Genomic DNA, 22,264 nt, shown 5'->3' with positions numbered 1-22,264 from the left:
GCAAACTTGAGACAGCCCTATTTTGTTTTTATATCTCTTTATTAGAACAAGTTTGTGTACAACAGCTCCCTCAAATAATAAACCTTCCTTTTAAAATAAGGCACTCTTAAACTTGTTGTTGATTTCGCTTCAGGCACTCGCTTTTCGCAGATGGTTCAGAGCCCCATGTGCTATGGTCTGCTCTATATAAAAAATTCTTTTCTAATAGACTTGCTCCATAAAGGGGAACCGGTCTATCTCCGATTGTCTTAGTCCCACTTTAATAATAGGAAATCCAATGAAACGTTTACAAAAAACAGTTCTGTTTAATATACGTCTCTAGCCTTAGAGAGTTTTACACCTTAAGTCATTTAACTCTTCCACTTTTTGCTATTAGAATGATGACTGTAGTAATTAGTCGCTTATATGAAATTTATCCTGCATCGAGAATGGAGAAAAACAACTTTAAAGAAAATGAAAATTGGAAGGAGTCTGTAATATGTCTTGGCTTACGAAATGGTCGTTTAAGAACAAAGCTGCAATTGCAATTATGTCAATGCTGATTCTTGTGTTGGGGGTTCTAAGTTATTTTCGGTTGCCGATGGAATTTTTGCCCTCTGCTGACCAACCGTTTATTTCAGTCGTCGTCATGGGTGAGGGATTAGACGCAAGCATGATGGAGGAGCAAGTCACGTCCCCCATTGAAAATGCCGTTGATAGTGTAAATGGGAAGACGAATGTGTTTTCAACAACAGGTGAGGGTTACTCATCCGTCGATATTCACTTTGAGTCAAGTATAGATAAGAAGGAAGCGAAGCGGGAGATTGAAGAAGCTTTAGCGAATGTAACATTACCCGAAAATGTGATGAAGCCAAATATCGTCCAATTGAACACATCCATGATACCTGTTTCCTACATTGCGTTAACATTTGATGAAGGAATAAATTCGGAAACGATTCAGTATGCGAAAGATGAAATTGTTCCGTATTTCAAAGATATTGCTGGTGTATCATCCATCCAAACAAATGGGACCATTCCTTCGTATGTATCGGTTGATTTAGATGAAAAGAAGATGGCTGCAAAGCAAGTTTCCATTGAGTATATTATGCCATTGCTTCAAGGTCAAAATATGGCAACGGCAGTCGGAGAAAAAACGGTCGATGGGAAAACGGCTAATATTAAGGTTGTAGGAGATTTAAATTCGATTGAAAAACTAAGAGAAATGGAAGTACTTCCAAACATACCTCTTAAGGATCTGGCAACGATTAATGTAACAAAACAAGAGAACAATCTTACACGAGTGAATGGGAAGGATGCCTTAATTTTTGTCATAACAAAGGATGGACATTCTAACGCGGTAACGATAAGCAAGGAAGCGGAAAAAGCGTCACAGGAAATAAATGAAAAGTATGACAATCTTGAAACGACTGTTGTTTTAGCCTCAGCTGATTCGGTTGAATCTTCTGTCCACAGTATGATTAAAGAAGTATTATTAGGTGCATTATTTGCAACCATTGTCATCATGGTGTTCTTACGCAATCTTCGTTCCACTTTAATCACAATTGTATCGATTCCGCTTTCTTTAGGGTTTACTTTATTCCTGCTCAACCAGTCTGGTGTTACATTAAATATATTAACATTAGGCGGAGTTGCCGTTGCGGTAGGACGTCTTGTAGATGACAGCATTGTTGTAATTGAAAATATTTTTAGAAGAGCACAAAATGAAAAATTCACGATCAATATGGTCATGGATGCCACAAAGGAAGTTGGCTCGGCGATTACATCTTCATCCCTTACAACGGTGGCTGTATTTTTACCAATGGGGTTATTAAGCGGAAGCCTGCAGGATTTCTTGCTTCCATTCGCATTAACAATCACTTATTCTCTGTTGGCTTCTTTAATTGTGGCCATTACAGTTGTACCTGTTATGAGTGCCGGCTTGCTTAAGAAAGCGAAAATAAAAGAGCACAAACCATCCCCGCGTTTTGCCAAAATGCTCACCTGGTCATTAAATCATAAATGGGTGGTGCTTGTAACAGCATTGCTTTTATTTGTCAGCTCGGTTGGAGGATACTTTATGCTTCCTAAAGGCTCTGTCAATAAAACCAAAGCTGATTACGTCTTTGTCTCTTTAACTTATCCAAATGAAACACCAATTGAAAAAGTGAAAGAGGAATCGATGAAGCTTGAAGAATATTTGTTAGAGCAAGAAGGGGTAGACACATTATATTTGCAGCTGGGTAACTCTGAGGATGCAGCAAAATACGGTGCTGTCGGTAATCCAACTCAAGCGCAAATAATGGCCATCTTAGAAGAAGATGCTGATATGGAAGCCTTTGTTGACACAATTCATACGCAAAAAGATGTCTACAAGGATGCAACACTAGAGGCTACTGAAGCGACAATGATGGGTGGAGGCTCTACTTCTATAACAATTGATCTAATCGGTGATGATGTTGAAGGACTTATCACATTATCAGAAGAAGTGGAAGCAGAGATAAAGGATATTGAAGGAATTGAGAAGGTGAGTTCCAACCAAGAGGAGACAAAAGCTGTTTATTCCTTTATAGTTGATTCCACTAATGCAAAAGCTGACCAAGTGGCACAACAAGCTGCTGTCATGCTGAATAAAACACCGCTCGGTACCGTTGAACTGAACGGGATGCAAACTACGGTTATGCTAGAACCGTTATTTAATCCGGATTCAGAAAAAGAATTATCAAATGTTCCGATTATGACAGCTAATGGTATGACAACAATAGCAGAAGTAGCGGAATTAAAGCAGACAGAAGAACCTACCAGCACGTTCCATAAGGATGGGGATCAATATGTCAGGGTAACAGCAACTGTTGATCCGGAAAAACTATCGGACATTTCCACGGAAATTAATAAGCGTATTTTTGGTGATAAAACGACTGAAGGAATAGAGATTCCTAAAAATATGGAAGTACTTGTCGGAGGGGCAAGTGTAGATCAAGCAAACGACTTTCAAGATTTATTTATGACGATGCTTGCTTCAATTGGGATCGTGTTCCTAATTATGGTGATCACCTTTAAAACCATCCGAGCACCAATTGCGATTCTCTTTTCTTTGCCGCTTGCCGCGATTGGAGCGATAGCAGGGATTATGATCAGCGGAATAACTGTTGATGTTACGGCATTATTGGGAGCATTGATGTTAATTGGGATTGTTGTAACAAACGCGATTGTTCTATTGGATCGCGTGAAGCAAAATGAAAAAACAATGATTATTCGCGACGCTATCGTCGAGGCAGCTTCCATTAGAATGCGTCCAATCTTAATGACTGCTGTAGCAACAATTTCGGCGATGCTTCCATTATTATTTAAAGAAGCTGAAATGGGTAATTTAGTATCTGCCAGCTTAGCTGTTGTTGTTATAGGCGGATTGAGTGTAGCAACACTTCTAACACTTGTTGTCATTCCGGTTATATATGAGCTTCTACATTTTAAAAAAGCTAAAAAGCAGAGACTAAAGTCTGAAAGTGAAAGCCATGTAGAAACATTGGAAATGTAAAGAGGAGAAGGGGCTTTTCCTTCTAAAGCTGTCGAGAAAGACTCGGCAGTTTTTTTCATATTTTTACTCAACAACATAAAGGATTTTTAGTTGCTTTTTGAAAGCTAACTTGCATTTTATGGTTATTCTTAATCCTAAAACTATCTTGTCATTTAAGTAGGATAAATAGGTAGGGACTTTATCCATTTCTTTCTGTTGGGAAATTGTCAAAGTTTATCGCTGCCTGTCTAGCTGATCCATGTATAATAAAAGGTATAAATTGCTAGAAATTGGAGTTGATGTGATGTTTCAAACATCTGTAGGTTTTTTGCGCTTTGTTGGGAACTTAGAAGGTATTTCTTATTTAGTTTTACTGATCATTGCCATGCCGTTAAAGTACTTTCTTGATTTTCCTATTGCTGTCACGATCGTAGGCGGACTGCATGGATTCCTATTTGTCTCATATGTTATTATGGTAGCTGTTGTGAAATTTAAAAAACATTGGTCGAATGGTTGGGGAGTATGGGCTGTATTCCTTGCGTTTATACCGTTTGGGACGTTTTATTTAGATAGGCAGTTAAAGAATAAGGAATAGGATTCATCACTTTTTACATGCTGAAGGCTTTTGTAACGGCTAAAAATAGTCATATAATAGTTTTATTAAAATATTAAAAACGCCAAACTTTTGAATGAATAGGAATTTGGCGTTTTTGCTGATTTCTAATTTATTCGACTAAGTTAATTTTTGTATAGGTAATGTCCTCTTTGAATCAAGTAGCTAAGGTATTTTATCAGAGATTGTTTATTGTGCTTTGAGCTCTTCCTGCTGAGTTCTCTTGTCATTTTGGAAGTATATATATATTCTGCCCCCTGATAAAATCAGCAGGCTCTCATTCCATTATCTCCACCTTCTTCAATATTTTCTGAGACGTTTTCTCATTATTCCAATACTCAATGTGAATTTCTTTATTCATCTCCAGCGGTTCTAGGATCTTCCTTTGTTCTTCTGTAATTTGCAAAGCCATTGGTTTATCATTGACAATGACTTCAATTGTGTGCGGGTCCATTAGCCCGATAAATGTTGCTTGTGCAGAAATCAATTTTTGCTCTTGTATATTCTCCTCGCTTACTCCGTTTGCTGCAAGATATTCCTTTGACTGCTGAGGCACGCTGCTGCAACCGGTTAGAAACAAGAGGATAAAAATAAAGAGTGAGAAAAACTGTTTATACATAAAAGTCCTCCAGTACATCCCTTTTTCTTTTATATATAGATTAATAAGCAGGGTGACATGCCTGAATTAAAAAAAGCTGAGAAAAATGATTGACATATACCATAGAGGGGTATAGTATAAAATGTAACGAAGGTGATATCACTCATTTTTTAAAACAAGTGTGTAAATGTACATTCAGATAAAGGAGACATTTCAATGAATCCATCAAAACAAGAAATTAACCTGCCGATTACGGGGATGACATGTGCAGCGTGTGCCAATCGAATTGAAAAAGGTTTAAAACGAATGGAAGGTGTGGAAGAGGCGAATGTTAATTTTGCCCTAGAAAAGGCTACGATTACCTATGATCCCAATCAAGTAGAAGTCGATCAGTTTTTTCGCAAAGTGAATGATCTTGGATACGGGGTCGCCATGGAAAAAACAGAACTATCTATAATAGGCATGACATGTGCGGCATGTGCGAACCACATTGAAAAAGGTTTAAACAGGCTGGACGGAGTCGTAAAGGCGTCAGTCAACTTTGCTTTAGAAACAGCAAATGTTGAATACAATGCTTCACAAGTAACCATTCAAGATCTAAAAAATAAGATTTCCCAACTAGGCTACGAGGGAATGGTAAAAGAAGAAGAGCAATCAGAAGGAATTGACCACCGTGCACAGGAGCTGGAAAAACAAAAAGGCAAATTCATTTTCTCGCTAATATTATCTATTCCATTATTATGGGCGATGGTCAGCCATTTTGAATTTACGTCCTTTCTTTACCTGCCAGAGATGTTCATAAATCCTTGGTTTCAATTGGCATTAGCGACACCTGTGCAATTTTTAGTTGGAAAGCAATTTTATGTTGGAGCTTTTAAAGCATTAAAAAATAAAAGTGCAAACATGGATGTTTTAGTCGCACTAGGAACGTCAGCAGCATATTTTTATAGCTTGTACCTGGCTATACTATCAATCGGGTCAAATGAACATATGGTTTCACTTTATTTTGAGACAAGTGCGGTTCTGATTACATTAATTATTCTCGGAAAATTATTTGAGGCACGAGCGAAGGGCCGTTCATCAGAAGCGATTAAAAAGCTTATGGGCTTACAAGCCAAAACCGCGCTAGTTATTCGAGATGGTAAAGAAGTAATAATCCCGATAGAAGAAGTAGTAGTTGGGGATTATTTCCTTGTGAAGCCGGGGGAAAAGGTGCCGGTAGATGGGTCCATTGTTGAAGGACAGTCAGCTTTAGATGAATCAATGATAACAGGGGAAAGCGTTCCAGTTGATAAAATGGCAGGAGATGCCGTCATTGGAGCAACAATCAATAAAAATGGATTTTTAAAGGTGAAGGCAACAAAGGTAGGCAAAAGTACAGCGCTTGCACAAATCATTAAGGTGGTTGAGGATGCCCAAGGTTCAAAAGCTCCGATCCAGCGTTTAGCAGACCAAATTTCAGGCATCTTCGTACCGATTGTAGTAGGAATTGCTTTTCTTACCTTCTTTATATGGTATCTCTGGGTCAGTCCTGGTGATTTTGCGGTTGCTTTAGAAAAGTTGATCGCCGTACTCGTTATTGCTTGTCCGTGTGCATTAGGCTTAGCAACACCGACATCCATAATGGCGGGTTCTGGCCGGGCAGCTGAATATGGGATTTTGTTTAAAGGCGGTGAACACCTAGAAACTACCCACCAAATTACTACTGTTATTGTGGATAAAACAGGGACTGTTACAAATGGCAAACCGGTTCTGACGGATGTGATCGTAGAAGAAAACATACTTGAAAAAGACTTTTTACGATTTGTAGCAAGTACTGAGAAGCAATCGGAACATCCGCTGGCTGAAGCGATTGTTAATGGAATTCAAGAAAAACAGACAGACTTGGAAAATGTCGATTCCTTTGAAGCCATACCAGGATATGGCGTCAAAGCGCTAATAAATGGTACAGAAGTTCTTATTGGAACAAGAAACTTAATGGAAAACAACCTCATACAAATTAGCGATGCGAATGAAAAGATGGAGGCACTTGAAATCAAAGGAAAGACAGCGATGCTTGTCGCAATCAATCAGCAGTATGCAGGAATTGTTGCCGTGGCAGATACAGTAAAGGATACATCTAGGCAGGCGATTCACCGGTTGAAAGATATGGGGCTGGAAGTAGTCATGATGACAGGTGACAATGAAAGAACGGCAAAATCGATTGCAGCGGAAGTGGGAATTGATCAAGTGATTGCAGAGGTTCTTCCAGAAGGTAAAGCAGCAGAAGTGAAAAAATTACAGCAGCAAGGGAAGCTTGTTGCAATGGTCGGAGATGGCATCAATGATGCTCCGGCACTAGCGGTTGCAAACATAGGAATGGCCATTGGAACTGGTACCGATGTGGCAATGGATGCCGCTGATATTACATTAATGAGAGGCGACTTAATGAGCATTGCCGATGCGATCTTAATGAGCAAGAAAACCATTCGCAATATTAAACAAAACTTGTTTTGGGCGTTTGCCTATAATACAATCGGGATTCCGATCGCAGCAATTGGTTTCCTTGCCCCCTGGCTCGCTGGAGCGGCAATGGCATTTAGTTCTGTTTCAGTTGTATTAAATGCCTTGCGATTACAAAGGGTAAAATTAAATGTAAAGGATGCTTCATGAAAGAAGGGTGGAGAGAATGAAGAAATGGGCAGCAGCTGCAATCGTTTATTTACTGATCGTGATGGGTTCCTATATGTTCTATTCAGAAGTGATTGCAGGTGAACAACAAACAACGAATGAACATCGAGACAGTCATGTAGCAGAGGATAAAACGAGTGAGCATGGACATCATGGTGAAGAAAACATTGCAGAACATGAAAGCCAAGTTGAAGCAGATGTAGTTTATGATGGGACATCAATTGTTGTGAAGCTGACTGACCAACAAGGAAATCCAGTTGATGACCTTGAGGTAAATCACGAAAAGCTTATGCATTTAATTATTGTTGATGAGCATTTAGCTGAATTCTATCATGTTCATCCTGAAAAGACTGGCAAAGGAATATTCAAACTGAATAAGAAAATGCCTGAAGGAACCTTTAAAGCATTTGTTGATATCAAGCCAAACAATTTATCTTATCAAGTCAAACCGATAACTTTAATGATTGGAAATAAGGGAACAACTCATAGCCACCAGGCTCTGCAGCCTGATCAGTCATTAACAAGAAAGATAGAGGGCTATGAAGTCACACTAAATATGAGTTCACAAAAGGCAAACGTGCCAATTACCATGTCATTTGAATTGAATCAAACTAGATTAGAGCCTTATTTGGGGGCAATGGGTCATATTGTCATCCTGAATGAAGAAGCGACGGACTATATTCATGTTCACCCGGTAAGTGATCAGGAACCGCGATTTGAAACAAAAGTTGAAGAACCAGGCATCTATAAAATCTGGGCTGAGTTTAAACAAAATGGAGAAGTAAGAGCATTTCCATTTGTTGTTGAAATAAAGAAATAATCAGCAAATTTTGAATAGATAACGTTGGTGTATTAAAATAAAAGATAGTGAATGTAAAGGGGGCACATTTGTTGAGCACTGAGCATGAACAGGACCACTGCCAAGACAATGAGCATAGAACAAGCCATCATTCTGATAAAGTGAAAAAAAATTTAATCACCAGGTTGAATCGAATAGAAGGTCAAATTCGCGGGATAAAATCCTTGATTGAAAAGGATACGTATTGCGATGATGTTATTACCCAAATTTCAGCAACACAATCTGCACTTAATAGTGTTGGAAAGCTTCTGCTAGAAGGACATCTTAGAACATGTGTTGTCGAAAGAATTCAAGAAGGTGACGAAGAAATCATCGATGAATTATTAATTACCGTGCAACGATTAATGAAAAAATAGGAGGATGATTAAAATGGAAAAGATTCTTTTAAAAGTAGAGGGAATGTCATGTAATCACTGTGTAAATGCGATCGAGGGAAGCGTAGGAAAATTACAAGGTGTATCAAACGTAAAAGTAGACTTAGGGCAAGGAACAGTTGAAGTTAATTATGATGTAAGTAAAGTAACGGAAAAAGAAATGAAGGATACCATTGAAGATCAAGGGTATGATGTTGTGTAAACTGTTCCTCCCGCGAGGATCATCTAGATAGCAGAGAAAATCGAGTGTAAGCATCATGTTTACACTCGATTTTCTTATTTGGTTACAAAAAAAAATAAAAACAATGACAGAATGGTGAAACTTTTAGTCTTTAAGTCCGTATTACTTGATGATACCTATTGAACATTGTATGATAAAACCATCACGTTATAGTTTGGGGGTATAATGTTGGGGCTGGTAAACTGAAAATTGGAGAATTAGCTGATAGAACAGGTGTTACAAAGCGCACAATTGATTATTATACCAATTTGGGACTATTAGAAGTAGAACGTTCCTCTTCGAATTATCGGTACTACGACATCTCAGCTATTGAGCGTTTACATTTTATTGAAAAATGTAAAAAAGAAGGGATGTCATTAGAGCAAGTAAAAAAGAGATTAATAGATGAAAATGCAGAAGAGATAGATGTATTAGAATTAAGGCTGAAAATAAAAGAACTTGAAGATGATGTATCAAAAGTTTTAGCAAAACTCGATCATGATCATGAATATGTTAAAAAAAATATATCACGTGAAAGTCTTTCATTAATACAATCTTTGCTATTGCTTCTGAATTAATTTTTTTAATTTGGGTATGAAAAGAATGTACAAGTATATAAAGGAGGTGTAGATCTTACATACAGTAAGATCACTCATTGACCACTATTAACTTATTGATTTTTGTTTTATTAATTGCTTTAACTGCTTTTTTCGTAGCAACAGAATTTGCAATCGTAAAGGTGAGAGCATCAAAAATTGACCAAATGATTGCAGAAGGGAAAAAAGGAGCAGTTTCAGCGAAAAAAGTCGTCACCCACCTAGATGAATATTTATCCGCTTGTCAGCTTGGAATAACTGTAACTGCACTAGGTATTGGGTGGGTTGGTGAATCGACGTTTGAAATTATTTTACATCCAGTGTTTAGTTATTTCAATGTCGATGAATCATTATCACATATCCTTATTTTAGTCATTGCATTTGTTCTTGCAACCTTCCTTCATGTTGTAGTAGGGGAGCTTGCTCCTAAAACAGTTGCCATTCAAAAAGCTGAAACGATAGCACTTCTAACGGCAAAACCTATTATCTGGTTTTACCGCATTTTGTACCCATTCATTTGGTTCCTAAATGGATCTGCACGTGTATTGGTGGGGCTCTTCGGGCTTAAGCCGGCTTCAGAGCACGAGTTGGCGCATTCAGAAGAAGAGCTGCGTATCTTGTTATCAGAAAGTTACAAGAGCGGAGAAATCAATAAAAATGAGTTAAAGTATGTAAACAATATCTTTGAGTTTGATGAGAGAATTGCCAAGGAAATTATGGTACCGCGTACCGAGATTGTGACGATTTCAATCGAAGATACTTATGATGATATTGTTGAAATTATTAAGAATGAACGATATACCAGGTATCCGGTTGTAGATGGGGATAAGGACAATATTATAGGCTTTCTTAATATAAAAGAGTTTTTAACCTCAAAGGTTATGGACGGAACCAGTACGAAAGCATTTAATATTAATTCGTATATCAATCCTGTTATTCAAGTTATTGAAACGATCCCAATTCATGATCTTTTAGTGAAAATGCAAAAAGAACGAACACATTTAGCTATTTTGATTGATGAATATGGGGGTACCTCAGGCTTAGTTACTGTTGAAGATATCCTTGAAGAAATCGTTGGCGAAATAAGAGATGAATTTGATGAGGATGAAATCCCTGAAATACGTAAATTGAGTGATCAGCATTTTATTTTAGATGCAAAATTACTTATTAATGATGTTAATAACCTGCTGGATACGAATTTATCTGATGAGGGTATTGATACAATCGGAGGCTGGTTTCTTACCCAAAACTTTGATGCCGCGGTTGGAGCGGAAGTTGAAGAGGAGGGCTATGTATTCAGAGTGCATGAAAGTGACGGACACCATATCCTGTACTTAGAAGTTTTAAAAACAAAACCACAAAATGTTGTTTACCTGCAAAGCTAACAGTGTAAGTTTATATAACGGACAGGGTTCAAATGTAATTTGACTTTTTCTATAAATGCAAGCCCCTCAAATATGTTGAGGGGCTTGTGCTTTTTAAGTATATGGCCATTTCTTTTGTTTAAGCTTGTTTTTCCATTGCCTCTTTTGCTTTTATAAACTCCTCTTCCACCTCAAGAGAATATGATTTATCTTGAACCGGCTTTGTTTTAGAAAAGTAATCAAGCGCACTTGCTTTAGCCTCTAAGTGTAAAACCTTATCTTCCATTCTGGCAAAACCATTTAAAATGCTTTCAGATTGGGAAGAAAACAAGGTGTTTTTCACCTTGTAGCTTGTACGGGCTGTAGTAGCTCTTGAGAGAAGCAGTGTTTTGCGATTTTGCAAATCAGCATATGTTTCCTTTAATTTTACAACTTGAGCTTTTAATTGGTTTGTTTGACCGTTGATTCCTTCAAGCTGTGCTTCAAGCGCCTGTAGCTTCTTTTCAAGTTCAAGACGATCTTGGATAGCCATTTTCGCTATTTCATCATTCTTCTTTTCCAAGGCTAGTTTCTGTTGTCTTTTGCGGTCCTCGATTGTCTGTTTAACCTGACGGATATGCCCTTCATGTTTTTGTTCAAAATAAAGCTGATTTCCTAAGGCAGATTGTGCTTTCGCCAATTCGGCTTCCAGTGCTCTCATATATTGTTTGACCATACTTACCGGATCCTCGCATTTGTCCAATACATGATGAAAATCGGCTGCTGCGATCGTTTTTACTCGTTTAAAAATTCCCATTATTTTTGTTCCTCCCTATTTGTTTTGCGTTCCCATTCATCAAGAAGATCGTGGTTTGTATAAGCTTGGGTAATAACAGACATTGGCTCATCGTTTAAATCTGAATCCGCCTTTTTGCTTTTAAATGCGATATAAAGAGCAAGCAGCAAAGCTGGAATTGCAATGACTAGCGGCAAGATTGAAAACACAGCTGCTAGTAAAATACCTCCTAGCCATTTCTTTACTGGCTCACCATCTGCTTTTTTCCAAATCCACCAGCCAAAGGCAATCAATCCTATCGAAAAGAGGAATGGAACATTAATAAAGTCAAAGTGTCCGCCTACCCCTGCATGTTGGAAAGTAAAGCTGCCGGGGCCATGTCCCATATGTGACTGCAATATGACCCGAGTGGTTAAGAAATGTCCGATCATATTTACGATGATTGATAGGAAATAAAGCCCTGCTAGAGCAATACCTATCCAAACGAAAGGATGTTTTCTTTTTCTCATCAATCCTTCACCTCCTTTCAAGTTGTAATGTTGCAATGGTTATAATGTAATAAAGTTTAGTGAAAAGACGGTGAAAAATAGAGGAGTCATTAAAAATTTGCAGCAAAAAAATAAAGAGGAATAGAAATGAAAAATAGCTTGCAGATTTGTCTGCAAGCTACAGTTTTTTATAAAGGTAAAAAGTATAAACTACCAGTAATGTAATAAGCGCTTTGATATCCAGCCACGGATGTGCAAGTACTGTCTGTGCAACGCTTTTTTGACTGCAACGCCTAACCCCTCCAGGGTCTAACAAATCGGGAATGGAAGGCAAAGAACATCTACTTCCTGAGCGTATTTTTTTGCCCTAAGCTATTCGAGGCGCTTGCGCTTTTGTTCTGGAATCTTGACTAAAAATGTACTGCCCTCTCCCAATTTGCTTTCAACTGAAATACGCCCGTTGTGAAGTTCAACAATCCATTTTGCAATAGAAAGACCAAGTCCGTGACCGCCTTGCTGACGTGTTCTCGCTTTATCGACACGATAAAACCGTTCAAAAATATGAGGAAGTTCCTTAGGATCCATCCCAATTCCGGTATCCCTCACGGAGATCAGCATCATATTAGCTTCCTTCCAAATAGACAATGTAACAGACCCGGCGTCCTGAGAATATTTAATCGCATTATCAAGCAGGATATACAGCAGCTGGGTTAAACGCTCCTTATTCCCGTTGATCATGACCATTTCAGGACTATTCAATTCGAGGTTGATCCTTTTTGCCAGAGCATGGGCCTCAAATGAAGCAATAGTCCGTTCAGCGACAGAATATAAGTTGAACTCCTCAAAAGTGATTTTCTGGTCATCTGAATCAGACCTTGCTAGTGTTAGCAAATCACCGACAAGCCCGGTCATACGCTTTACTTCATCCTTTAAATTATCAACCATTTTTCCTGCCATTTCATTTTGGTCTTGATTCTCCATTTCAAGAATATCTAATGAAGACAGCATGACACTTAACGGTGTCCTTAATTCATGGGAGGCATCTGCAACAAATTCCTGTTGCCTCCTGAAGGCTTGTTCTATTGGAACCATTGCCCGCCTTGACATGATACGGCTAAAAGAATAGGCGATTCCGGAAAAAATAAGTGCTGAAATCACTAAAATTTTAAAAAGGCCATTTAATAGCTCAGATAAGTCAGTAATGTTTTTTCCAATATAAAGATAGCCAATAATCTGGCTACGTTCATAGATCGGTTTTGCAATCATTAGCAGTTTTAATTTTTGATTCTCTGGAACATATGTTGAGTAGCGGTTGCTATCGATATCTTCCATCATTTGGCGGCGATCAAGATTAATTGTCTCATTGCGTAGTTCTTCCCTTGCCGGCTGCCAATCATTTATAAAGTTGATAAAGTCATTCTGAAGAAATGGCAGCTGTTCATCCTCATCCTGTAAAATCAATTCTCTGCGCATATTTATGACATAATAAAAGAGTTGATCACCGACAAATTCAGGATCCTCTTTCCGCCCGTTAGGAACATCTCCAAAGTCCTTTTCTAACAAACTTTCAACACGCTTTTCTTCATGCTCAGCCATATTTCGCAATTCATTTTTCTCAGCAGCAGTAAACCATACATACACAATAGAATAAAGGATTGTAATAAATAAAAGCAAAAATAAAATAATCAGTAAACTAAAATTAATCGTTAATTTCCTCTGTGTTTTAAAAAATAAATTGGTCTTATTACGCCTCAAGCTTATATCCAACCCCTCTAATGCTCTGCAGCCAATCTCCTTTTCCAAATTTGCTCAGCTTTTTGCGAAGCAATTTTACAGTAGCATCAATTGTTTTATAAGAAACATCTGTTTCATTTCCCCAAATCCGATCAAAAATAATATCCCGTGTAAGAACCTGACCCTTGTTTTGAACCAATAAATCAAGAAGCTGATATTCCCGTGGCGTTAACTGTATGACCTGTTGACCATTTTGCAGGGTGTGGCTCGTACGATTGATGGTAAGGTCATCGATAGTAAAAATTTCTTCACGAATCGGTGAAAAATTGCGGCGAGCCAATGCCCTAAGTCTAGCTAGCAGCTCATCAATTTCAAAGGGCTTTACTAAATAATCATCTGCTCCAGCATCAAGTCCGACAACACGATCCTGGATCGCATCTTTTGCTGTTAACATTAAAATAGCCCGGCCATAGCCTTCTTTCCTTAAACGAAGGCAAATCTCTACTCCGTCGCCGTTTGGCATCATCCAATCCATAATAATTACATCATAATAAGAGATTGTTGCATAATCATAAGCATCCTCTCCAGTTTGAACCCACTCTACTTGATACTTTGCCTTTTTCTCAAGCATATATGTAATAAGCTCGCCAAGCTTTACGTCATCTTCGGCTAATAAAATATTCATCATGTCTAACTCCTTCCAACTAAAGGCTATGCTTATCCTATTATTATAAAGTGAAAAATCAGAGAAAAAAATGAGTGCTTGAATTTTTGAATAATAAATGTAAAATATGGTAGTAGGTATACCTAAATATTCGAGGTAGGTGAGAAGATGTTTGATCGCGAGCTCATAAAAGGGAGCACCTCCTTAATTTTATTGCAGCTTTTGAATGAAAAGGATATGTATGGCTACGAGTTAGTCAAGGAAATGGAAAAACGGAGCGGCAATACCCTTGAAGTAAAGGAAGGCACATTATATCCAGCTCTGCACAAATTAGAGAAAAAAGGTTATGTCGATACTTATTGGCAGGAACAGCCAAAAGGCCCTGCCCGAAAATATTATCGGATTAGAGAAGAGGGCAAAGTGATCTTAAATGAAAAGACGAAAGAGTGGAGCAAATTTGTTAAGATGATGAATGGCATAATTGGGAGAGATCGGTATGATTCCATCTAAAGACCATTTTTTAAAGTTGCTCGCACAGTCGCTGCCACCATCGGTAAACAGGGAAGAGATCGTGAAGGAATATGAATTACATATTGAAGAAAAGCTAGTTGATCAGCCCCATCTAAGTATAGAAGAAGTAATGGCGCAATTAGGAGATCCTGTAGAGATCGCCAAGCAATATGGAGAAGCTGAGCCGATTTCCAAAGGCTTTATCAGTCGGAATTTTGTCTTCTGCAATTTTATGTTCTTTTTCATCGGTGCCCTGCTTACCTTCTGCTATCATGTCTATGAAGATTCAATCCTTTCAAACGCATGGGGGCTTCTTGCGAAAATCCCGTTAACGATCGTTATCGTTTATACCGTTTTTTGGATGATACTAGGGTTTGAAATCGGCAGGGAATACGGACTGCTAGGAGAAAAATTATTTTCAAATACCGTGTTTATCAGTTTGATTCCAAATGTGCTTTTAATGATCATGACACTATTTCACTTCATTCCGGTAAATTGGTTTCAACCTATTTTAACTCCAACCTTCATCGCAATCTGTGTCATCATGACGTTCTTAGTTTATCCGATCAGTAAGTTTTTTTATTATATTGGGGTGCGCCATTCGATATAAGGCGCACCTTATAGAGGGAATGACTTTTTTTAGTTATGTACATAGAAAATCCATGTATATTATGCTCCTTTAAGATATCGGCGGGGAGCAGGGATATCAGTGCTATTCAGGAAATATCAGCGGAAAGCGAGAGGATCTCGGCCTATACTGGGAAATATCGGCGGAAAAGCGAGAAGAGTCATCGCTATACAAAATATATCGGAGGGAAGTGAGAAGATATCAGCCTATTTTATAATATATCAGCAATAAGCAGGGGGATATCAGCACCCTCCTTATATATATCAGCTACTAAAAGCAATCTTTTTTTACTTGTATACCAAGAATTTCTATGTATATAAAGGAGATGAACAATAATGGAAAAAACGTGGAGAAATTTTATGATTTGTTTGGCCGGAGGGATTCTATTCCATCATTTATTTTATGGGAAAGAGCTCGGGGTTTCCTATCCGATCTATGCGATGTTTCTTTATTTGGTTTTTTATGCAAGAGTTGCTATAAAAGGAAAAAAGCAAGAATGGTTTCACTTTGTTTTAGGAGGTTCTGCATTATTATTGGCAGTAAGTTTTGGGATATTTAGCAATGAGCCTTTATTAGTATTAAACTTTCTCATTGTGCCGCTTCTTATGTTTATTCATATGGTTCATACGAGAAGATGGGATCTGGAGAAATGGAGCAACCGTTTGTTTATTAAATTAATGTTTATTACTTTTTTTGAGACAATCATAGACTTTTTTAACGTAATTTTCTCCGCCGGGAAAACGGGGAAAGGGGTCATGCATGATCAAAAGGGGCAAATGGTAAAGAAGATCATCCTTGGTGTGCTTTTATCTGCACCATTGCTGTGGACGATCCTTTATTTGCTTATTTCTTCTGATCAGTATTTTAAACAATTATTAGGAAAGTTTCCTGATTGGTTGTATCAAGCGAATATCGGCAGCATGTTTTTTCAGGTTATTTTAGTAGCTGTTATTACATGCTTGCTGTTTGCCTTTTTCATGACTTTGGCAAAGCCGCTCGTGTTGAACAGTGGAGAAGGCGAGTCAAGGAGTATGAAATTGGATACTGTTATTGTTAGTACTATGCTCATCCTCTTGAATATTGTCTATTTTTTATATGCAGCTGTACAGTTTACTTATTTCTTTACGGGGGATCCTTCCAGTTCCGCATCAGCTTATACGTATGCTGAATATGCCAGACGGGGCTTTATGGAGCTGACACTTGTGTCTATCATTAATATCGGACTATTATTTTTGCTCACTCATATTGGCAAGTTTGAAAAACGAGTGCTGCCAAACATTATAAAGCTGCTGTTAAGTCTTCTTGTTTTCTTTACTTTTGTCATGCTTGCTTCTGCGTATAACAGGCTTTCCTTATATGAACAGGCCTATGGGTATACGTATTTACGCTTGTATGCTCATGCCTTTATGGTATTATTGTGTATCCTCCTTGGGCTAGCACTGATCAAGATCTACATACAAAGGTTTAAGCTATTAAAAGCGATGTGTATCGCAACAATAGTAGCTTATGTGATTGTAAACTATATTAATATTGACCGTTTTATTGTTAGCCAAAATATGAAGAGATATGAAGAAACAGGGAAGCTGGATCTCTATTATCTAGATAGACTGTCTTATGATGCCATCCCGATTATGATTGAACAGAAAAACGAAATGTTCAACAAGCTTCTTAAAGAAAAAAAGATGCAACTGATTCAAGAAGAAACAACATGGCAAACTTTTAATGTATCTAAATCACACGCTAAACAATTGCTAAAGGAGTGGACTAGCAATAATGAATAATAAGCTGCTCATGATTTTGTTAGATAGAGTTTTAAGGTGAAAAAAGGGAGATACTTTGAGTATTTCAATCATAGTATGAAACTATTAAAGAGGTTAAACAAAGTGATATTATTAAGAAGTCTGGCAATAGCTTCTTAAAATAGCAACCAACTATGTATCAAAGAAGTACCAGAAGGTAATAAACATTAACTCAAAATCCAACGACAAAAAGGTGAAAAAATGATAGAAAAGATGTTTGAAGCTTTAGATCTTGCATATATATCGTCATTTTCAAAAAGGGTGGAAACAAGCTGGGGCTATCTTTTTTATAATATAGACCAGCCTAATTATTATGATGCCAACCATGCCCATATTTCTGCCTATATTAGAAATCATGAGGAGATCATTGATGAGGTAGTAACCTTCTATCAGGAGAAAGGACTGAGACCAAGGTTTTATCTTTTTCAGTATGAAGATCATTCGGATTTTATTGCGGCCCTAAAACAAAGAGGTTTTGGGTTTGAAGAATTTGATTGTCCAATACAGCTTTGGAAATCAAGGGTGAATGTTAAAAAGGATACTAAGGTAACGATTGAAAAGGTAACTGAAGAAAATAAGCAGGATGCAATGTACATTGAATGTCAAATGGAAGAATTTGGCGGCGCGATCCGAGAAAAAGCTTTTGAGGTAGAATTTGCTCACGAAGCATATACACATTATTTATTAAAATATGATGGAATTCCTTGCTCAACAGCCTGTATTTTTCTGCATGAACAGGACGCAAGATTAGAAAGCGTGGCAACGTTGGAAGCATATCGCGGGAAAGGGCTAATCGGACAGCTGATACACTATATTCAAGAGGAAGTAGCAAACCTGCACGTGGATCGCTTTTGGGTAATGCCAATCACTGAGAGAGTGGAAAAGGTATATAAGAAATCTGGCTTTGAAACGATTAAAACCTTAAAAACCGGCCATGCATTTTTAGGCGGGAAAAGTGTCGGGGAAATCCGCAATAGTTAAATTGATTCCTTATATTGACAGTGTGATCCATTATCTGTTATTTTATAGATAACAATATTTTAGGAGATGTGTTTTGTGAGGGTTTCTGTTCTTAACTAATCGAAGTAAATACTTCAACTGCATGACTAGCTTGAAAAACTTTTATGATCGTAAAGGTTTATTTAGTTATGTCTCTGCAGAAAGTTAAGAACAAAACGGTAATCATACACAATTTGCAATCTCTTGCATAATGCCCGTGACAACCGTGCTTTGTTTAAGCACGGTTTTTGTTTGTATTGGGCTTATTAGGCGCAGTCTGCCTAATATTAGGGATAAAAAGGTGATGAACAGCCAACTGTTCATCACCTTTTTTATTTTTGTTGTGGGGGGGAGACACCTGCGTATCATGCCTTAATAGGAAATCGACAAACTTTAACTTAGCCAATTTTAATAAATGGAGGGTTACACATTGAACAAATCAGCAATGGAAAGTTTAGAATTTAATAAAGTAACAGCATTGCTAAGTGACTATGCAATGAGTGAGGCGGCGAAACAAAGAGCGGTACAGCTTGAGCCTATTCATGATGAGAAAAAAATAAGACGATGGCTTAATGAAACAACTGAAGCATGTAAAATCATAGAAAAATCTTCGAGCATACCTGTGCATTCACTTCATGGGGTTGAACAATTGATTGCTAGGGTGGATAAAGGGTATATTCTTACACCTGACCAATTCGGGTTTTTAGGCGCTTTTTTGGATAGTGTGAAAAAAATTAAACGGTTTATGGCGAAACAGGAGTATATTGCGCCAACAGTCAGCTCCTACGCCTATTCGCTTTATGAGCTGGCAGATTTGGCAGATGAAATTGCACGTTCCATTCGCAACAATACAGTGGATGACTATGCGAGCAGGGCTTTAACAAAAATTAGAAGTAAAATTGCTTCAACCGAAGAAAAGATAAAAGCAAAGCTCGCACAGATAATGAAAACCTCAACTTCCTATCTGCAAGAGCAGGTTATCAGTGTCAGAAATGGCAGATATGTTGTCCCGGTAAAAAGTGAATGCAAACGGAAATTCTCTGGGACCATCTTAGACCAGTCCTCAAGCGGGCAAACCGTGTATATGGAGCCTAAGGATTTAAACAAGCTGCAGGATGAACTAACGTTTTTAAAAGTAGAGGAAGAACTTGAGATTCAAAAAATTCTTGGACAATTAACAGAAATGACAGCAATTTATAAACAGGAGCTTCAAATAAATATTGAAGGAATGGTGTCATATGATTTTATTTTTGCAAAGGCAAAGCTAAGCAGATCGATGCAGGGAAGTGAAATACAGCTCCAACCTGATGAAGGGCTGCATCTCATCAATGCAAAACATCCCTTATTGGGTGCGGACGCAGTGCCATTAACAATGGAATTAGGGAATGAATACATGGCACTAGTAATAACTGGGCCGAATACAGGCGGTAAGACAGTTACGATTAAAACGGTAGGATTGTTAGCGATGATGGTCCAGTCAGGTCTGCATATTCCTGCAGCTCCTAAAAGCAGCTTTTGTATCTTTAAAGATATTTTTGTTGATATTGGTGACCAGCAAAGTATTGAGCATTCCCTAAGTACCTTTTCCTCCCATATTCGGAATGTGATTGATATTCTTCAAAAAACGCGGAAGGATACGCTGATAATCCTTGATGAAATAGGTTCAGGAACAGATCCTCAAGAAGGAATGGGGCTGGCAATTTCAATATTAGAGGCATTATACAGATCTGGTGCCATGTTAATCGCCACAACACATTATAGTGAACTAAAGGATTTTGCAGAAAAAGCAAATGGATTTCAAAATGGCTCAATGGACTTTGATATTGAAACACTTCAGCCTCTCTATAGGTTAATCATCGGAAAGGGAGGAGAGAGCCAGGCATTTACAATTGCACAAAAATTGGGGATGCCTCTGGAGATTATCAAGAGAGCACAGGACATCACCCATCAACAGCCACGCAGTGAACGTGAAATACTGCCAAATGTCGTTCCAAACGAGAAAAATCAAAAGAAGAAAGCTCAAGAAAAGAAACAAATGACAACCTATTTAGCCGGTGATGTAGTATGGATTTCACATCTTCAAACAAAGGGAATTGTTGTATCGGGTGCAAACTCGAGAGGGGAGCTTGAACTTTTAGTGAAAAATCAAAAAATAATGGTTAACCATAAACGAGTTCAGCCATTTATTGAAGCTGAAGACTTGTATCCTGACAATTATGATCTTGATCAAGTTTTTGATTCCAAAGAAGTGCGCAAAAAGAAAAAAGTAATGAACAAAAAGCATGTTCAAGGTCTAAAAATTGATTATGAGGAGTAGAAAGGGGATGTTTTTCCCCTTTTTATTTTAGTTTGTGAAAAACTTCACAAAAAGTGTTGCCTTTTTAATAGAGGGGGCATATAATAAAACCATAAACAATGTGAATTATTTCACAAATATATGTGAAAAACTTCACAAACTTATTTTCAGGAGGAAATGAAAATGAAAATTGCTGTTATAGGATGTACTCATGCTGGAACTGCAGCTATTTCAAATATGATGAAATTATATCCGGGTGCTAATATAAATGTTTATGAAAAGAATGATAATATCTCTTTCTTATCTTGTGGAATTGCTTTACATGTAAGCGGAGTTGTGAAGGATGCAAATGGCCTGTTCTATTGTACACCAGAGGAGCTTACTAAGCTTGGGGTGAATATGTTTATGCAGCATGAAGTTTTAGATGTAAAGATTGAGGGGAAAACACTTGTCGCTCGTAATCTTAAAACAAATGAAACCATCAATGATACATTTGATAAATTAGTGATTGCAACTGGATCTTGGCCAATTATTCCTAAGATTGAAGGAATCAATCAAGAGAATGTTCTCCTTTGCAAAAACTTTCAGCATGCAACGACCATTATTGAAAAAGCAAAGGAAGCGGAAAAAATTGTTGTTGTTGGAGCAGGCTATATAGGTATCGAGTTAGTTGAAGCTTTTGAAATGAGCGGGAAACAGGTAACGCTTATTGATGGAGAAAACCGTATTTTGAGCAAATATTTAGATGAGTCTTTCACTGATATCATTGAAGAGGATTTCAAAAATCGTGATATCCGCTTAGCATTAGGTGAAACGGTTACTCGATTTGTTGGTAGAAATAACAAAGTTGCAGCCGTTAAAACAACAAATGGGACGTATGAGGCAGATCTTGTCATCCTTTGTATCGGTTTCCAACCAAACACCCAGCTATTTAAAGGACAAATCGATATGCTTGAAAATGGGGCAATTAAAGTCGATGAATATATGCGCACAAGCAATGAGGATGTGTTTGCAGCAGGTGATAGTTGTGCAATCCGCTATAACCCAACAGGTGAGCATGCCTATATCCCGCTTGCAACAAATGCGGTGAGAATGGGTACATTGGTGGCAAAAAATCTAATGAAACCAACAATTAAATATATGGGGACACAAGGAACATCTGGTATCAAAATCTTTGATCAAAATATCGCAACTACTGGTTTGACAGAAATGATGGCTCTTCGTATGGGAATGAATGTGAAAAGCATCACAATCTTAGAGCATGACCGTCCAGAATTTATGCCAACCTATGAAGACATTATGCTGAAGGTTGTCTATGAAGAAGAGACTAAACGAATTGTCGGGGCACAGGTGATGTCTAAAGTTGATGTCACACAATCTATTAATACATTATCTGTATGTATCCAAAACAATATGACAACAGATGAACTCGGCTTTGTCGATTTCTTCTTCCAACCGCATTATAATAAGCCATGGAATTTCTTAAATCAGGCTGGATTACAGGCACTTTAAGAAAACGAAGAGGCTGGCTCAACTTAAAGAGCCAGCCTTTTCCTTTTAAAAAGCGAAAAAAAGCCATAATAT

At 37.8% G+C, this 22,264-nt stretch carries 19 protein-coding genes and 1 pseudogene; 15 read left to right on the top strand and 5 right to left on the bottom strand.

Going from position 1 to position 22,264, the window contains the following annotated elements; genetic code table 11:
- Positions 1-478 precede the first annotated feature (478 nt).
- Positions 479-3,514, top strand: coding sequence for an efflux RND transporter permease subunit (locus WQ54_RS04100; RefSeq protein WP_046512522.1), 3,036 nt, complete (start codon positions 479-481; stop codon positions 3,512-3,514).
- Between the two features lie 283 nt (positions 3,515-3,797).
- Positions 3,798-4,088: a DUF3817 domain-containing protein gene (locus WQ54_RS04095; RefSeq protein WP_046512520.1), complete on the top strand. Its 291-nt coding sequence runs from the start codon at positions 3,798-3,800 to the stop codon at positions 4,086-4,088.
- A gap of 295 nt (positions 4,089-4,383) precedes the next feature.
- Here the strand turns inward: WQ54_RS04095 and WQ54_RS04090 are convergent, their stop codons facing one another.
- Positions 4,384-4,725 carry a hypothetical protein gene (locus WQ54_RS04090; RefSeq protein WP_046512518.1) on the bottom strand — a complete coding sequence of 114 codons (342 nt, stop codon included), beginning with the start codon at positions 4,723-4,725 and terminating at the stop codon, positions 4,384-4,386.
- Positions 4,726-4,920: 195 nt separating this feature from the next.
- On the opposite strand from WQ54_RS04090, the gene WQ54_RS04085 reads away from it, so the two are divergent.
- The 7 genes and pseudogenes from WQ54_RS04085 (at position 4,921) to WQ54_RS04060 (ending at position 10,808) form a co-directional block, all read left to right on the top strand.
- Positions 4,921-7,356, top strand: coding sequence for a heavy metal translocating P-type ATPase (locus WQ54_RS04085; RefSeq protein ID WP_046512516.1), 2,436 nt, complete (start codon positions 4,921-4,923; stop codon positions 7,354-7,356).
- A 16-nt stretch (positions 7,357-7,372) separates the two neighbouring features.
- Positions 7,373-8,194, top strand: coding sequence for a hypothetical protein (locus WQ54_RS04080; protein WP_046512513.1), 822 nt, complete (start codon positions 7,373-7,375; stop codon positions 8,192-8,194).
- A gap of 71 nt (positions 8,195-8,265) precedes the next feature.
- Positions 8,266-8,589: a metal-sensitive transcriptional regulator gene (locus WQ54_RS04075; RefSeq protein WP_197089534.1), complete on the top strand. Its 324-nt coding sequence runs from the start codon at positions 8,266-8,268 to the stop codon at positions 8,587-8,589.
- A gap of 13 nt (positions 8,590-8,602) precedes the next feature.
- The gene (copZ, locus tag WQ54_RS04070; protein ID WP_046512507.1) at positions 8,603-8,809 is read left to right on the top strand and encodes a copper chaperone CopZ; all 207 of its coding nucleotides are present in this window, start codon (positions 8,603-8,605) and stop codon (positions 8,807-8,809) included.
- A 188-nt stretch (positions 8,810-8,997) separates the two neighbouring features.
- Positions 8,998-9,165 (top strand): annotated as a pseudogene (locus tag WQ54_RS35420) (MerR family DNA-binding transcriptional regulator); the annotation flags it as partial.
- A gap of 33 nt (positions 9,166-9,198) precedes the next feature.
- Entirely contained in the window at positions 9,199-9,405 is a 207-nt protein-coding gene (locus tag WQ54_RS34560; RefSeq protein WP_231597441.1) for a hypothetical protein, read from the top strand.
- A gap of 77 nt (positions 9,406-9,482) precedes the next feature.
- On the top strand, positions 9,483-10,808 hold the full coding sequence (locus WQ54_RS04060; protein ID WP_046512501.1) for a hemolysin family protein: 1,326 nt from the start codon (positions 9,483-9,485) through the stop codon (positions 10,806-10,808).
- A 118-nt stretch (positions 10,809-10,926) separates the two neighbouring features.
- Here the strand turns inward: WQ54_RS04060 and WQ54_RS04055 are convergent, their stop codons facing one another.
- The 4 genes from WQ54_RS04055 to WQ54_RS04040 form a co-directional block, all read right to left on the bottom strand.
- Positions 10,927-11,583 carry a PspA/IM30 family protein gene (locus WQ54_RS04055; protein ID WP_046512498.1) on the bottom strand — a complete coding sequence of 219 codons (657 nt, stop codon included), beginning with the start codon at positions 11,581-11,583 and terminating at the stop codon, positions 10,927-10,929.
- Complete coding sequence (locus WQ54_RS04050) at positions 11,583-12,074, bottom strand: hypothetical protein (protein ID WP_197089533.1); 492 nt, start codon at positions 12,072-12,074, stop codon at positions 11,583-11,585. The genes WQ54_RS04055 and WQ54_RS04050 overlap by 1 nt, the downstream gene beginning before the upstream one ends.
- A gap of 348 nt (positions 12,075-12,422) precedes the next feature.
- Positions 12,423-13,805: a cell wall metabolism sensor histidine kinase WalK gene (locus tag WQ54_RS04045; protein ID WP_052737646.1), complete on the bottom strand. Its 1,383-nt coding sequence runs from the start codon at positions 13,803-13,805 to the stop codon at positions 12,423-12,425.
- Positions 13,795-14,469, bottom strand: coding sequence for a response regulator transcription factor (locus WQ54_RS04040; protein WP_046512490.1), 675 nt, complete (start codon positions 14,467-14,469; stop codon positions 13,795-13,797). The genes WQ54_RS04045 and WQ54_RS04040 overlap by 11 nt, the downstream gene beginning before the upstream one ends.
- Before the next feature lie 147 nt (positions 14,470-14,616).
- On the opposite strand from WQ54_RS04040, the gene WQ54_RS04035 reads away from it, so the two are divergent.
- From WQ54_RS04035 to WQ54_RS04010, 6 genes are all read left to right on the top strand, one after another.
- On the top strand, positions 14,617-14,958 hold the full coding sequence (locus WQ54_RS04035) for a PadR family transcriptional regulator (RefSeq protein ID WP_046512487.1): 342 nt from the start codon (positions 14,617-14,619) through the stop codon (positions 14,956-14,958).
- Complete coding sequence (locus WQ54_RS04030) at positions 14,945-15,568, top strand: hypothetical protein (RefSeq protein WP_046512483.1); 624 nt, start codon at positions 14,945-14,947, stop codon at positions 15,566-15,568. The genes WQ54_RS04035 and WQ54_RS04030 overlap by 14 nt, the downstream gene beginning before the upstream one ends.
- Positions 15,569-15,921: 353 nt before the next feature.
- Positions 15,922-17,367, top strand: coding sequence for a DUF4153 domain-containing protein (locus tag WQ54_RS04025; RefSeq protein ID WP_046512481.1), 1,446 nt, complete (start codon positions 15,922-15,924; stop codon positions 17,365-17,367).
- Positions 17,368-17,586: 219 nt separating this feature from the next.
- The gene (locus WQ54_RS04020) at positions 17,587-18,366 is read left to right on the top strand and encodes a GNAT family N-acetyltransferase (protein ID WP_046512478.1); all 780 of its coding nucleotides are present in this window, start codon (positions 17,587-17,589) and stop codon (positions 18,364-18,366) included.
- 448 nt (positions 18,367-18,814) lie between these two features.
- Positions 18,815-20,701, top strand: coding sequence for an endonuclease MutS2 (locus WQ54_RS04015; protein WP_197089532.1), 1,887 nt, complete (start codon positions 18,815-18,817; stop codon positions 20,699-20,701).
- A 162-nt stretch (positions 20,702-20,863) separates the two neighbouring features.
- The gene (locus tag WQ54_RS04010) at positions 20,864-22,192 is read left to right on the top strand and encodes an FAD-dependent oxidoreductase (RefSeq protein WP_046512474.1); all 1,329 of its coding nucleotides are present in this window, start codon (positions 20,864-20,866) and stop codon (positions 22,190-22,192) included.
- Positions 22,193-22,264 lie beyond the last annotated feature (72 nt).

Origin of the sequence: Bacillus sp. SA1-12 (genome assembly GCF_000981385.1) — a bacterium.
In the GTDB taxonomy this organism is placed as follows: domain Bacteria; phylum Bacillota; class Bacilli; order Bacillales; family Bacillaceae; genus Metabacillus.
Note: the sequence above shows the minus strand (reverse complement) of the source record. Positions and strands in the feature narration are given on the sequence as shown.